Raw genomic sequence first — 13,372 nt, 5'->3', positions numbered from 1 at the left:
TAGTGAAAAAATAGCCGCTAACACAAATGTGATAACGGCCACCAAGATATTGTATATGTCTTTCAAACCTATGCACTACGCTTTTATACAGTAGTAAAATCATTATAGCATAGCCCCTATTGGGACTCAATCTTATTTTACTGTATCACTCAAAAAACCTGACAGAAATCGTCATTAACTATCACGTTTTGCTATATATAAACAAATTTCTTCTAGTAATCCGTGCTTAATTTGAGCTTGACGTAACGAGAGAAGTGCTTGTTCAACATGATACTGTAACTTTTCTTTGGCCGCTTCCATACCTAATAAAGAAGGATATGTCGTTTTTTCATTTTCTGTATCACTGCCAATTGGCTTTCCTAACTTTTCTTCAGACCCTTCCACATCCAAGATATCATCTTGAATTTGAAACGCTAACCCTACATGCTTACTGAATTCTTCTAATAATTCTTGCTGTAGAGGCGTAGCTTTTGCAAGAATTGCTCCTGCTTTTACACAGAATCCTAGCAGCTTCCCCGTTTTATGAAGATGAATATATTCAAGCTCATCTAGCGTGAGCTGCTTTTTTTCACCTTCCATATCTGCAACCTGTCCGCTGATCATACCTTCTGTTCCGCTTGCTTTTACCAGTTCTGTAATGAGCTGAAGTTTCATATGTGATGTAATTTCAGGATGTACCGCTTCAGAAATGAGCTGAAAGCTATTTGTTAAAAGAGCATCTCCAGCTAATATAGCCGTTGCTTCGCCGTACACCTTGTGATTTGTCGGTTTACCTCTTCTTAAGTCGTCATCATCCATACTAGGTAAATCATCATGAATGAGCGAATATGTATGAATCATTTCCACTGCACAGGCTGTTTCTAATCCCATGCTCTCGTCTTTTCCAAATGCATGTAGCGTTGCAAACAACAGCACTGGGCGAAGTCGCTTTCCTCCTGCCGTAAGCGAGTAAAGCATGGATTCCTTTAAGTTAACCGGAGCATGTAATGCCTTTACCACTTCAGGCAAGCGTGTTTCTACTCGATCTTTTGTAAAAGAAATATACTCTTTTAAATTCATTTCATTCACCATCACTCTTCCTCCTGTACCGAGAATGGCTCAAGCGTTCCGTCTTCACGTAAAATAGTTTCCATTTGCTTTTCAATATGCTGAAGACGATCGTGACAGAATTTTGAAAGAGTCATTCCTTCTTGGAATTGTTGAATTGCTTCTTCTAAAGGCACGTCGCCTTCTTCTAGCTTGTTTACGATGGTTTCTAACTGCTCCATCGCCTCTTCAAACGTATACTCTTTATTTGTCGCCATTTTTCATCGCTCCTCTATTTTCGAAACTTCACACTGCAACTGTCCATCGGTCAAACGAACGTTTACCACATCACCTTTGGATACTTGTTTGGTTGATTTAATTAACTCTTTTTCTTTATCGTATACTAAGCTGTAGCCTCTTTCCATTGTTTTTAATGGACTAAGTGTATGTAATTTTGACGTTGCCGTGGCAAATAAAAGCTGTTTTTGCTTTAGCAGCTGCTGCATCTCTTTTGTCAGCATTTTCGTCAGCTGCTGTTGACGGTCTGCCGCTTTCGTTAACTGATGCTCGGGGTGATTGCGCAACAAAGCGGCTGTTAGCTGCTCGTAGTTCGTCCGTTTATGCTCAATGTACCTTCTACCTTCACGATAAAAACGCTCCATCAGCTGATCTAACTGCTGCTCTTTTTGCTCGACCAACTTTTGAGGGTAACGAAAAGCATATGATTTCTGAGATCGTTCAAGCCTGCGGCTACTAGACTGAAGCATCTCTTTCATCGAACGAAGAAGACGGATATTTCGCTGAGTCAATCTTTCTGTAATTTCACTGATATGAGGTACTGCCAGCTCCGCAGCACCCGTTGGAGTAGGGGCTCGCAAATCTGCTACAAAGTCTGCAATTGTAAAATCGGTTTCATGTCCAACCGCTGAAATAACGGGAATAGTAGAAGTGAAAATTGCACGAGCTACGCTTTCTTCGTTAAACGCCCAAAGCTCTTCAATTGACCCGCCGCCGCGGCCGACAATTAATACGTCTGCTTCTTTACGACGGTTTGCTTCTTCAATTGCCTTGATGATAGACGGTGCCGCATTCACTCCTTGAACAAGAGCGGGCATAACAATAATGTTCGCGTTATATCTGCGCTTTAATGTCGTAATAATATCACGTACGGCGGCTCCAGTAGGAGATGTAATCACACCTATTGTTGTTGGATACTTCGGAAGTTTTCGTTTTCTAGCATGATCAAACAAGCCTTCTTTTTCCAGCTTTTTTTTCAGCTGTTCGTAGGCCAAGTATAAGTTTCCAACGCCGTCAGGCTGCATTTCTTTTACGTACATTTGATAATTTCCGCTTGGTTCATAAACCGAAATTTCAGCTCGAATCAGTACATTCATTCCTTCTTCAGGCTGAAAATTAAGCTGACGGTTATGCCCAGCAAACATAACGGCTGCGATACGAGCATTTTGATCTTTTAAGGTGAAATACATATGTCCTCGACTATGACGTTTAAAGTTAGAAATTTCTCCTTTAATCCATACATCTTGCATGTGAGGGTCTACGTCAAACTTGCGCTTGATGTATCGTGTAAGAGCCGTAACGGTTAGATAACGCACTTCACTCATCATTTTGCCTCCTTTGCAGTCACCCTCTCCCCTTTATATAAAGGAGAGAAGCATTTTAGTCACTTGATTTGGCAAGATGAACGTTTATTTAGATAAAGTTGTTAACACTTTAGACAATACGCCGTTGATAAACTTGCTTGATTGATCATCGCCAAATGTTTTTGCTAATTCAATCGCTTCATTTAACGTAACGCTCGTAGGAATTTCTTCTTCATACTTCATTTCGTATACGGCAATACGCAGGATTACGCGGTCTACAGTAGCTACGCGGTCTAACGTCCATTTTTCTAAATGATTGCGTAAAAGTTCATCAATTTCTTGCTGATGCTCAACTACACCTAGCACAAGACTTTCTAAAAATTGATCAGACTTTTCGTTTTGTACAACATTTCCGATTGCCTCCATTGGCTCGGTTTGCCCTAAATCATGCTGAAATAGTGCTTGTAATGCTTTTTGGCGTGCTGTATGTCTTTTCATTATTTTTGCTCCTTTATTTATCTTCTTCAACTAGTATACCTAGATAATAGCATAGTTTATGAAACGATACTTGATTGTTCTTATACGAAGTTTGTAGAACACGAAAAAGACCGTCTTTATGACGAGACAGTCTTTTTCACTTTACCATAGCTTGTGTTGAAAAGGAACAAGTAATCATACGTTATTCCATTTTAGCAACAGCCGTTAGGTAAACGTTTGTTTTATTCAACTTCTTCAATATCAGTTTTTTGCGTATCAAACTGAATCCCTACGATATGAATGTTTACTTCATCGAGATCAATAGCTGTCATATTTTTAAGGGCTTGACGAATGTTATCTTGTACTTGCTGCGCTACGTTTGGAATAGACACACCAAACTTCATCATACAAAACACGTCTACTTTTATCCCGTTTTCTGTTAAGTCCACTTTTACACCTTTACCGTGGTTTTTCTTTCCTAGTTTCTCCACAACGCCAGCTGCAAAATTTCCTCTCATTGCAGAAACGCCTTCTACTTCAGAAGCAGCAATACCCGCAATGACTTCAATAACCTCAGGAGCAATTTCTACTTTGCCAAGAGAATTTGGGTGTTCTTCCATTTCTAATACATGATTTTCATTCATGTACAGCACCTCCTATAGTTTATATTATACTAAGAATTCATTACGTCATATAGCTCAAGAAACTTCGTGTTGAATTCACCGCTAACAAATTTTTCATGATTTAATAGCTTTTGGTGAAAAGGAATAGTGGTCGCAACGCCATCGATAACAAATTCATCTAACGCGCGCTTCATTCGTTCAATAGCTTCCTCACGAGTTGGCGCATGAACAATCAATTTAGCCACCATTGAATCATAGTAAGGTGGGATTGCATAGCCCGGGTATGCAGCAGAGTCTACGCGCACTCCGTAGCCACCTGGCGGCAAGTACATTTGAATCGTACCTGGTGATGGCATAAAGTTTTTCTCTGGGTTTTCTGCATTGATTCGGCACTCAATTGCCCATCCGTTAAACGTCACTTCTTCTTGCGTAAACGGTAAAGTTTCACCATTTGCCACGTTGATTTGTTCTTTAATTAAGTCAACTCCTGTCACCATCTCTGTAACAGGATGTTCTACTTGGATACGCGTATTCATTTCCATGAAGTAAAATTTGTTTTCACGATAATCATAAATGAATTCCACGGTTCCGGCTCCTGTGTAATTAACGGCTTGAGCGGCTTTAACAGCAGCGTCGCCCATTAATTCACGCGTTTTTTCGTCCAACGCTGGAGAAGGCGTTTCTTCAATTAATTTTTGAAGACGGCGTTGAATCGAGCAATCACGCTCTCCTAAATGTACAGTATTTCCATGAGAATCAGCCAACACTTGGATCTCAACGTGACGGAAATCCTCAATGAACTTTTCAATGTACACACCAGGGTTACCGAAAGCTGTAGCAGCTTCTTGCTGCGTAATTGTAATACCTTTAATAAGCTCTTGTTCATTTTTCGCAACGCGGATTCCTTTTCCTCCGCCTCCTGCCGTTGCTTTAATAATAACAGGATAGCCAATATCATTAGCGATTGACATACCGTCTTCCACTGACTCTACAATTCCAGTGGAACCAGGAACAATTGGAACACCCGCTTCACGCATCGTTTCCCTCGCTACGTCTTTTGTTCCCATTTTGTTAATGGCTTCCGGACTTGGTCCTACAAATGTAACGTTACACTCTCTGCATAGCTCTGCAAAATCAGCGTTTTCAGCTAAAAAGCCGTATCCAGGGTGAATGGCGTCACAGCCCGTTAGCATCGCAACGCTCATAATATTTGTAAAGTTTAAATAGCTGTCTTTAGATGACGTTGGTCCAATACAATACGCTTCGTCTGCTAATTGTACATGCAAAGAGTCGCGATCAGCTTGAGAATGAACAGCTACTGATTCTACACCTAACTCTTTACACGCTCGAATAATTCGAACCGCAATTTCTCCTCGATTCGCAATTAATAGCTTTTTAATCATATTTACCGCTCCTTATTCAGGCTTTACTAAGAAAAGAGGTTGACCGTATTCTACAAGTTGTCCATTTTCAACTAATACGTCAACGATTTCACCTTTAACTTCTGCTTCGATTTCATTAAATAATTTCATTGCTTCTACGATACATACAACCGAATCTTTTTGTACTTTATCTCCAGGCGTTACGTATACATCTGATTCTGGCGACGATGACGCATAGAATGTCCCTACCATCGGAGATGTAATTTTATGTAAGCTTTCATCAACCGCTGGGGCCGCTTGTTCTTCTTTTGGCTGAGCAGACTGTGCTGCTGTGGCTGGCGCTGGAGCCGCTGCTGCCTGCGGTGCAGGTGCTGCTGCTTGTTCAGGTGCCGAAACCACTACTTGCTGCGCTTGTTTGGAAACAATTGCGTCTTTTTTCTTCATCTTGATTTTGGAGCCTTCGTGCTCATAGGTGAACTCCTCGATTGATGATTGATCAACTAGTTTAATGATCTCACGGATCTCTTGAATTTTTAACATATTGAACACTCCTACCTCATGAAAATAGAATTCTCTACAATGTTAATAATACGATAAATGGCTACAGCCATTCAATTCGTTTGGCAAACATTAAAAAGAAGTTCCACTTACTCTATAATAACTTTTTAGCGTTATTGTTTTATAAATGGAAACATAGCTTTACAGATGACAATACTTATGAAAACATTTGTCACCTAGTACTAATATAAGATTATGAAACCTATTATAACCGAAGTAAAAAAAGAAAGCCATGTTAAAATTTTTCCCGTCTCGCTTAGATTTTAGTCATTTCATAAAAAAAGAAGTGTAAACAACCCCAATTTGCGGCTGTTTTACACTTCTTTTATTCCCTTTATTTAGTTGGCTGAAACTCTACCGCTACTTCTTTTGGACCCATTTCTTTTTTGACTAGCTGAATGATTTGATTGGCTTTTGTTTTTGAGTGTTTTTCTGTCTTAACGGTAATTTGCACTTGTTTTCCATCTGCTCTTACTAGCGCGTCGCTGTATCCTTTTGCTTTAATTAATGTTTCGAGTGTTGCTTCTTTTTCCCCGAGCTTTGATAATTCATCGATTTTATCCATCGCTTTGCTTACTTCTGCAGGCGTTACATTTTTTGATGCCGCTACTTCCTGATACTCTTCTTTCAGCTGACTTCTTTCATCATTTAATTCCAAGCGGAGCGCCGTAAATAGCTCGTCGCTATCTGTGCTTGATACAACCGCTGATTCTTTTGCATTTTTAGCCGTTTCCTTTTTTACATCTTCTGCTGAGCCTTCAGTTTTTGAACCTTCTTTTGTTCCTGATTTCTCATCTGCCTGTTGTTTTGTATCTTCTGCAGGAGCCTTGTCATCAGCCTGTTTTTCGCTTTGTTTTTCATTGTCTACTAGCGCAACATTACTCTGAGGATTTTCTGGCGTTGTCATATAGTACACCGATAACACAACAACTAAACTTAACATTGTTAATAACCAAACCGTTTGCTTTTTTAATAACATATTCATTTCCCCCTCATCCTTTTTTCGCTAATACTGCTACTCTATGACTTGGTATATCGAGCGCTCTTGTCACGGCTTCAATAATAGATTTCTTTACCTCGATATTATCAGCTCCTTTAGCGACAACTAACACACCTCTGACTTTTGGCTTTTCGGTTTTGACTACAACAGGCTTTTCTTGTTCTCCACTTCTTACAATGACCAGCTGTTCATCTGTTGAGGAATCTTCAACTTTACGAGTCCCTCCTTCACGGTCCGTCTCGTTGGTCGTTTGCGATTTTGTCACGCTGTTTTTTTCATATATTTTGGATTCTGTTGCATCTAGGTTCACAATTACTTTTACCTTACTTACGCCTCTAACTTGATCTAAAATATCTTTCAATTCTTCCTCATACCGCTCTTCATAACCTGTCATCGTTGTTGTCTTTTTGGAGCTAAAAGCGGGAATATCTTGTGATACGGGTGGTGCGCTGGTTTCTTTGCTTGCACTCTTTAATAATCCGCCTGAATTCATAGATGTTGTGAGTGAGTTGCTAAATACCATAAAGATAACGCCTGCAGCTAGTAAAATACCTATATACATTAACTTTGAAGGTTTCTTCGTAGTTGATGACTGTTTAAATGAAAAGAACCGCTGAAAAAATGATGGGTCACCTTTTTCTGGCTTTTGACTCATTTCGTGTCTCCCTCCTCCATATTCACAACAACTTGGCCTTGTTTTACATCCCATTTTGCTGCTAAATAGTTGGATAATTTCTTGGATTCTGTTGGTTTGTTTGTTTCGATCGGTGTGGAGGTATCAATAGAAATAACTTTCACAGCTGAAACAACCTCGGAATCACCCGATGCTTTTTTACTTACGGCAACTGAAATGGATTTAATATTATCAGCGGTAGGTTCGTCGTTCGGCTTTTTTGTTTCAATGTGAATTCGATCAATTGCTACACCATACTGATCCATCAACTCCTCTTTTACATCTGCCTCCATTTGGACAGCCATTTGTTCTAAAATATATGCACGTTGTGAAGCTTGTATTTCTTTTTTCTGATTTTCTATTGAATTTTCTACCTGTTGATCGGATCGAATAGATGATAAGCTAAGTGATTTCAGCATTTGATTAACATCCACTTTAAAAATTTGAAAAACGGGTGTAATAATAATCAGCATCAAAAGAAGTCCAACCACCAGCTTCGTATACTTTTGAAAACTAGAATTGGGCAACAGTAAATTAATAATGGTAGCTAATAAGATAAAAAGAACGATATTCGTAATCCACGTCGTTAAGGCCTGCAATTTCTTCACCTCACCATCATTGTGACGTTGCTCGCTGTAATGATGACCGTTAAACATAAGAAAAACATAAGCGAGACAACAGCAAGCGCCGCAAAAATATAGATGACGCTTTTGCTGATAATGCTCAAGCAGGAAATGACCGGTCCTCCTCCAATGGGTTGAAGAAGAGCTGCTGCTAGCTTATAGATAAAAGCGAGCGTTAACACTTTAATAGCCGGAAATGCGACGATTAACAGTAAGACTGCTACTCCAGCAATCCCTACTGAATTCTTTAATAGAAGCGAGGCACTGATGACTGTATCAGCCGCATCTGTGAACACACGTCCTACAACAGGTATAAAGTTCCCTGTGACGAACTTTGCCGTTCGAATCGTAATACCGTCAGCAACAGCTGATGTGGCACCTTGGACGGATAGCACACCTAAAAAAACAGTTAGGAATATTCCAAGCACGCCAACGCTTATATTTCTCAACAGCTGAGCAAGCTGTGTAACCTTATGCTCATCTGAAATCGTACTCACAATGCTAAGCAGTGCTGAAAGAAAAAGCAGCGGCATCACTACGTATTGAATAAGCAAACCGCTGGTGTTCATTAAAAACAAAATCATCGGATGAAAAAAGGCTGCCGATACAACTCCTCCTGATGATGCCATTAAGGCAAGCAGCAGCGGCACCAGAGCTAAAATGAATTTGGTCATGGTCTCGATCGCTCCTGTTGCATAAGAAATAGCAATTTGAAAACTATTAAGAGCAATGATGATCAAAACCATATATACAAGCGCATACGCTACTTTACTTACGGTTTGCTGATTAAACGCACTTTGGAGCGTTTGCAAAAACACGCTAAAAACCGTTAGCATAATGAGTGTACCGAGGAGCTTTCCATTCGCTAATACTTCGTGAAATAAAAACTTTACAAGACCTCCTAGCCATTCTTTAAGAGAGAACTCTTTTTCTCCTTTTAAAAAATCGACTAAACTTCCCTTCTGACTCTCGGGTAAAAAGCCGCCGTATTGGGTAATAATATCGTCCCAAAACTGTTTGACTTCATCGATACCGAGCTTATCAATTTGTTCATTGACAAGTTCTTGCTGCTTCGGGGGTTCGGAAGCTTGTACATTTTCTGGAAAGAAAAAAAAGAGGAACAAAAGAAGAGCGAGTATATTCACTTTAAACGTCCACCGCTTCATTTCGTCACCTCATATTAAGTAAAATTAATTGGGCAGCATTGAAATAATCGTTTCAATAATGACCGTCAAAATAGGAATTGCCATGGAGAGAATCAGCACTTTTCCACCTAATTCAATTTTAGAAGCAATGGCACCTTGTCCTGCATCTTTCGTAATTTGAGCACCAAATTCGGCGATATAGGCAATACCAATGATTTTCAAAATGGTTTCCACATAAATCATGTTAACGTGGGCATTGATCGACAGCCGCTCGACCATCTTAATAATCTCGTAGATTTGATCAATTAAAAAAAGAAAGATCACGGATCCCACGAATACGACAAGTAAAAAAGCAATAGGTGATTTATGTTCTTTTAAAATGAGTGCCAAAAATGTCGCTACTAATCCTAAGCCCACAATTTGAAGCATTTCAATGGCAAATCACCCCTCTACCCTTGAAATAAAAAAACCGATTTGATTTTTTGAAATAAGTCCTCCACAATCGAAGCAACCATAAATAAAATATAAATAAAACCGATGAGGGTAACCCAATTCGCGTAATCTTTTTTTCCCATCTGTTCGAGTACGGTGACTAAAAAAGCTACGACGATACCAATCCCAGCAATCTGAAAAATGGTGTTCATATCAATTCCCACATTCAATCCTCCTCCATCGCTACATCAATAGGATGACCAGTAGCAATCCAGATAGAAAGCCTAAACTTTTAACCATTTTTTCATAGCGATTCTGCTTATCAACTGCATCTTGTTCTTCGCGTTCGAGATGGTTCAGCGTCAGCAAAATATGCTTTTGCTGCGAATAACGATCATGCTGACCAAGCGTTTCACCAAATTGTTTTAAGATTTCCAGTTCTCCTGTTTTAAGTGCGGTTTGTTTCCAAAATTGGTCCAACGTCTTTTCCCAAGATTCCTTGACACTTTCAGTACCTTCTTTTAATTTCATTGAAAACTCACTAAATAAAGAAGCTAAAGGGTTAGGAAGCTGTAGAGATAACAAATGAGCAACTTCTTGAAGAGGCCGGTTGCTGTACATAATTTCCGCTTCTAACGACCGAAGAGCCGTTTTTAATTGCCTGAGCTGCCTAGGTCTTTCGCTAAGCTGCTTTGCAAACTCAAATCCTGTGTAAGTGGAAGCAAATAAGATAAAGATGGCACCAAACAGTTTCATACACCATCACCCTTTACTATTTTCAATAAGCGACTTTTCAGCGGTCAATTTCATGGAGTTATAATGCTCATCATAGATAGCCTGAAGTGTTCCAGGACCTCGGCTGTTCGATAGCACAACATACTTTTTAAATACGTGAAGTTTCATTAAAGCTTGCAAAGTGGGACGCTTCATTAAATCGTCAATGTCATACCCATGAACAGTCATAATGACACGAACACCAGCATTAACGGCTTCAAGTACGGCCTTACAATCTTCTTCACTTCCAACTTCATCCACGATCAGTACATCGGGACTCATGGAGCGAATCATCATCATCATGCCTTCAGCTTTCGGACAGCTATCTAATAAATCCATTCTAGATCCGAATGTATGCTGAGGAACCCCTTTAACAGCCCCAGCAATTTCTGATCGTTCATCTACAATCCCTACTTTAAACGGAGGAATCTTAGAGCGCTCTATGCCAGTGCTTATTACTCTGGCTAAATCACGAATCATGGTTGTTTTTCCTGTTTGAGGAGGTCCTATAATGACCGTACTTTGCCAATAGCGATTGTATAAAAAAGGAATAAGCTGATTCGAAATGCCAATCTTTTGTTTAGCAATCCGGATATTAAAGGATGATACATCACGAATCACACGAACCTGTCCATTTTCCGTTACAACTTTTCCCGCTAGTCCAACCCGGTGTCCGCCTTCAATGGTGACATATCCTTTTTTTAATTCTTCTTCAATCATATAAATCGAAAACTGGCTTAGTTTATTTAAGATAAATAAAGCATCTTCTGCACTTGGAAGATACGATTCGAAATAAGGCTGATTGTTGATTGTAAATTCGACAGGTCTTCCTATGCGCACTCGAATTTCTTCTAGCACATGAGAATGGTTTGTGACATAAAATTCAACAGTCTTTTTTAAATTAGGCGGAAAAATTGCAAGTATTTCGTTTAACATATTCATCCCCTCATATTTGAACTCACTTCAATGTATTATGAGCTTGACCATTTTATGCCTACCTTTTATTTAAAAACACCGATTAAAATGAAGAGCACTCCTATTACAATCATGATTAATTTTCCAAAAGATAATTGATCTGCTACGGACACTAAACCAATGGTGAAAGAACTCACCATTACAATCGGACCAACAAGCGCTAGCATTCCATTAATCATTAACGCTTTTTTCACATCATTGTTTGTGACAATTAAAATAGCGGCAATAAACTCAATAAATGAAGAAATAAATCGAAGGCACGCCATCGTTAATACCGTACCGTTTAAATGATCCAACCACTGCTTCATAAGCCCCTCCTACATCTCTGCGTTGTTTAGTACAACCTATGCAAAATAAGGAAGGGTTAGCACAAAAAAACACACAAAAAAGGCAGAGAATCATTCTCTGCCTTTTTCGTGTGTTTACAGCTTGCTTACACGACCGAATTACGCGCGTGATACGTAGCTGCTGTCTGTTGTGTTAATAATTAATACGTCGCCTTCATTTACGAAGAAAGGAACGTTTACTGTTAAACCAGTTTCAACAGTTGCTGGTTTTGTACCGCCAGAAGCTGTGTCACCTTTAATACCAGGTTCAGTTTCTGTTACTTTAAGCTCAACTGTGTTTGGAAGTTCAACACCTAATGTCTCACCTTGATACATCATAATTGCGACTTCCATATTTTCTTTTAAGAATTTTAGCTCATATTCAATTGCACTCGCCGGAAGCTCTAATTGCTCATAAGACTGGTTGTCCATGAATACGTGCTGATCGCCGCTTGCATATAGATATTGCATTTTACGATTATCAATTTGAGCTTTTCCTACCTTTTCACCTGCACGGAACGTTTTTTCTTGCACAGCTCCTGTACGAAGGTTACGTAGTTTTGAGCGAACGAATGCAGCGCCTTTACCAGGCTTTACGTGTTGGAAATCCATTACACGCCAAATACCCCCGTCTACTTCTACTGTCAAACCTGTACGAAAATCATTTACTGAAATCATGAAGAAATCCTCCTACATTTTATAAAATAATGAACTCTTTTGATGAGTGCGATAATGCCTCATTACCTTCTGCTGTGACGACCGTATCATCTTCAATACGAACGCCCCCTAAGTCTGGTATGTAAATACCTGGTTCAACGGTTACAATCATACCTGGCTGCAGTACATCTGTAGATTTCACAGAAAGCGATGGGCCTTCATGTACTTCTAACCCTACGCCGTGACCGGTCGAATGTCCAAAATACTGGCCGTATCCGTGTTCTGTAATATAATCACGCGTTAGCGCATCTGCTTCTTTACCCGTCATACCTGCTTTGATACCGTTCATTCCGTTAAGCTCTGCTTGCAGTACGACATTATAAATTTCTTTTAGCTTATCACTTACTTCACCGACGGCAAATGTTCGTGTGATATCTGAACAGTAACCATTATAGTATGCGCCAAAATCAAGCGTTACAAGTTCGCCTTTTTCAATTACTTTGTCAGAAGCAACACCATGCGGTAAAGCCCCGCGATGCCCTGAAGCAACAATTGTATCAAAAGATGAAGATGTTGCGCCTTGTTTTCTCATAAAGAACTCCAGTTCATTCGATACTTGAAGCTCTGTTAAACCAGGACGAACAAAGGTTAAAATATGTTCATATGCTGCATCTGCTATTTTTGCAGCTTCCTTTAATATCTTAATCTCTGAGTCACTCTTTATCAAGCGTAAGTTTTCGATTGCGTGCGAGATTGGAACAAGTTCCGCTCCGATATGCTTATCAAATAATTGATGCTGTCCATATGTAACATAATTCTGTTCAAAACCAAGCTTTTTAATTCCAAATTGTTTCACTACATTCGCTACTTCTTCTACAATAGGACCCTTGTGCTGAACGATATCAAAACCTTCTGTTTGACTAGTTGCTTGTTCAACATAACGAAAATCTGTTACAAATGCCGCTTTGTCTTCAGAAATGATAACGACACCAGCAGATCCTGTAAAATTGGTCATATAGCGTCTGTTATATTCACTTGTAACGACAACACCGTCTACATTCAACTTTGAAAACTGTTCGCGTAGTTTTTCGATTTTCATT

Annotated in this window: 18 protein-coding genes; all 18 read right to left on the bottom strand. The window is 39.5% G+C overall.

From position 1 onward, the window contains the following. Positions 1-174: 174 nt before the first annotated feature. Positions 175-1,071, bottom strand: coding sequence for a polyprenyl synthetase family protein (locus ACNHOZ_RS02340; protein WP_033579711.1), 897 nt, complete (start codon positions 1,069-1,071; stop codon positions 175-177). Beyond that, a complete protein-coding gene (locus tag ACNHOZ_RS02335) occupies positions 1,071-1,304 on the bottom strand; it encodes an exodeoxyribonuclease VII small subunit (RefSeq protein ID WP_013059140.1) in 234 nt (77 codons plus the stop codon). Before ACNHOZ_RS02335 ends, ACNHOZ_RS02340 begins: the two co-directional genes overlap by 1 nt. 3 nt (positions 1,305-1,307) lie before the next feature. After that, positions 1,308-2,648 carry an exodeoxyribonuclease VII large subunit gene (xseA, locus tag ACNHOZ_RS02330; RefSeq protein WP_034271010.1) on the bottom strand — a complete coding sequence of 447 codons (1,341 nt, stop codon included), beginning with the start codon at positions 2,646-2,648 and terminating at the stop codon, positions 1,308-1,310. A gap of 84 nt (positions 2,649-2,732) precedes the next feature. Next, positions 2,733-3,125, bottom strand: coding sequence for a transcription antitermination factor NusB (gene nusB, locus ACNHOZ_RS02325; RefSeq protein WP_013059142.1), 393 nt, complete (start codon positions 3,123-3,125; stop codon positions 2,733-2,735). 221 nt (positions 3,126-3,346) lie between these two features. Further along, on the bottom strand, positions 3,347-3,748 hold the full coding sequence (locus ACNHOZ_RS02320; RefSeq protein WP_013059143.1) for an Asp23/Gls24 family envelope stress response protein: 402 nt from the start codon (positions 3,746-3,748) through the stop codon (positions 3,347-3,349). Positions 3,749-3,777: 29 nt separating this feature from the next. Beyond that, complete coding sequence (gene accC, locus ACNHOZ_RS02315) at positions 3,778-5,130, bottom strand: acetyl-CoA carboxylase biotin carboxylase subunit (RefSeq protein WP_028411593.1); 1,353 nt, start codon at positions 5,128-5,130, stop codon at positions 3,778-3,780. A gap of 12 nt (positions 5,131-5,142) precedes the next feature. Further along, positions 5,143-5,649, bottom strand: coding sequence for an acetyl-CoA carboxylase biotin carboxyl carrier protein (gene accB, locus ACNHOZ_RS02310; protein ID WP_048019770.1), 507 nt, complete (start codon positions 5,647-5,649; stop codon positions 5,143-5,145). Between the two features lie 352 nt (positions 5,650-6,001). Beyond that, positions 6,002-6,652: a SpoIIIAH-like family protein gene (locus ACNHOZ_RS02305; protein WP_230683451.1), complete on the bottom strand. Its 651-nt coding sequence runs from the start codon at positions 6,650-6,652 to the stop codon at positions 6,002-6,004. A gap of 7 nt (positions 6,653-6,659) precedes the next feature. After that, complete coding sequence (gene spoIIIAG, locus ACNHOZ_RS02300) at positions 6,660-7,322, bottom strand: stage III sporulation protein AG (RefSeq protein ID WP_048019768.1); 663 nt, start codon at positions 7,320-7,322, stop codon at positions 6,660-6,662. Beyond that, positions 7,319-7,948: a stage III sporulation protein AF gene (gene spoIIIAF / locus ACNHOZ_RS02295; RefSeq protein ID WP_224980536.1), complete on the bottom strand. Its 630-nt coding sequence runs from the start codon at positions 7,946-7,948 to the stop codon at positions 7,319-7,321. The genes spoIIIAG and spoIIIAF overlap by 4 nt, the downstream gene beginning before the upstream one ends. Beyond that, the gene (gene spoIIIAE / locus ACNHOZ_RS02290) at positions 7,945-9,129 is read right to left on the bottom strand and encodes a stage III sporulation protein AE (protein ID WP_048019767.1); all 1,185 of its coding nucleotides are present in this window, start codon (positions 9,127-9,129) and stop codon (positions 7,945-7,947) included. The genes spoIIIAF and spoIIIAE overlap by 4 nt, the downstream gene beginning before the upstream one ends. A gap of 24 nt (positions 9,130-9,153) precedes the next feature. Then, positions 9,154-9,537 carry a stage III sporulation protein AD gene (spoIIIAD, locus tag ACNHOZ_RS02285; RefSeq protein WP_013059150.1) on the bottom strand — a complete coding sequence of 128 codons (384 nt, stop codon included), beginning with the start codon at positions 9,535-9,537 and terminating at the stop codon, positions 9,154-9,156. A gap of 20 nt (positions 9,538-9,557) precedes the next feature. Then, positions 9,558-9,764 (bottom strand): stage III sporulation protein AC, encoded by a 207-nt coding sequence (spoIIIAC, locus tag ACNHOZ_RS02280; protein WP_013059151.1) that lies wholly within the window; start codon positions 9,762-9,764, stop codon positions 9,558-9,560. A gap of 19 nt (positions 9,765-9,783) precedes the next feature. Continuing rightward, a complete protein-coding gene (gene spoIIIAB / locus ACNHOZ_RS02275) occupies positions 9,784-10,296 on the bottom strand; it encodes a stage III sporulation protein SpoIIIAB (RefSeq protein WP_048019766.1) in 513 nt (170 codons plus the stop codon). Positions 10,297-10,302: 6 nt separating this feature from the next. Further along, the gene (spoIIIAA, locus tag ACNHOZ_RS02270) at positions 10,303-11,250 is read right to left on the bottom strand and encodes a stage III sporulation protein AA (RefSeq protein ID WP_028411598.1); all 948 of its coding nucleotides are present in this window, start codon (positions 11,248-11,250) and stop codon (positions 10,303-10,305) included. 65 nt (positions 11,251-11,315) lie between these two features. Next, on the bottom strand, positions 11,316-11,597 hold the full coding sequence (locus ACNHOZ_RS02265; RefSeq protein ID WP_028411599.1) for a YqhV family protein: 282 nt from the start codon (positions 11,595-11,597) through the stop codon (positions 11,316-11,318). Positions 11,598-11,735: 138 nt separating this feature from the next. After that, positions 11,736-12,293 carry an elongation factor P gene (gene efp / locus ACNHOZ_RS02260; RefSeq protein WP_013059155.1) on the bottom strand — a complete coding sequence of 186 codons (558 nt, stop codon included), beginning with the start codon at positions 12,291-12,293 and terminating at the stop codon, positions 11,736-11,738. 19 nt (positions 12,294-12,312) lie between these two features. Further along, positions 12,313-13,371, bottom strand: a complete 1,059-nt coding sequence (locus ACNHOZ_RS02255) for a M24 family metallopeptidase (RefSeq protein ID WP_033579709.1) — start codon at positions 13,369-13,371, stop codon at positions 12,313-12,315. Between the last annotated feature and the right edge of the window lies 1 nt (position 13,372).

This window comes from Priestia sp. D51, from assembly GCF_053345675.1.
Note: the sequence above shows the minus strand (reverse complement) of the source record. Positions and strands in the feature narration are given on the sequence as shown.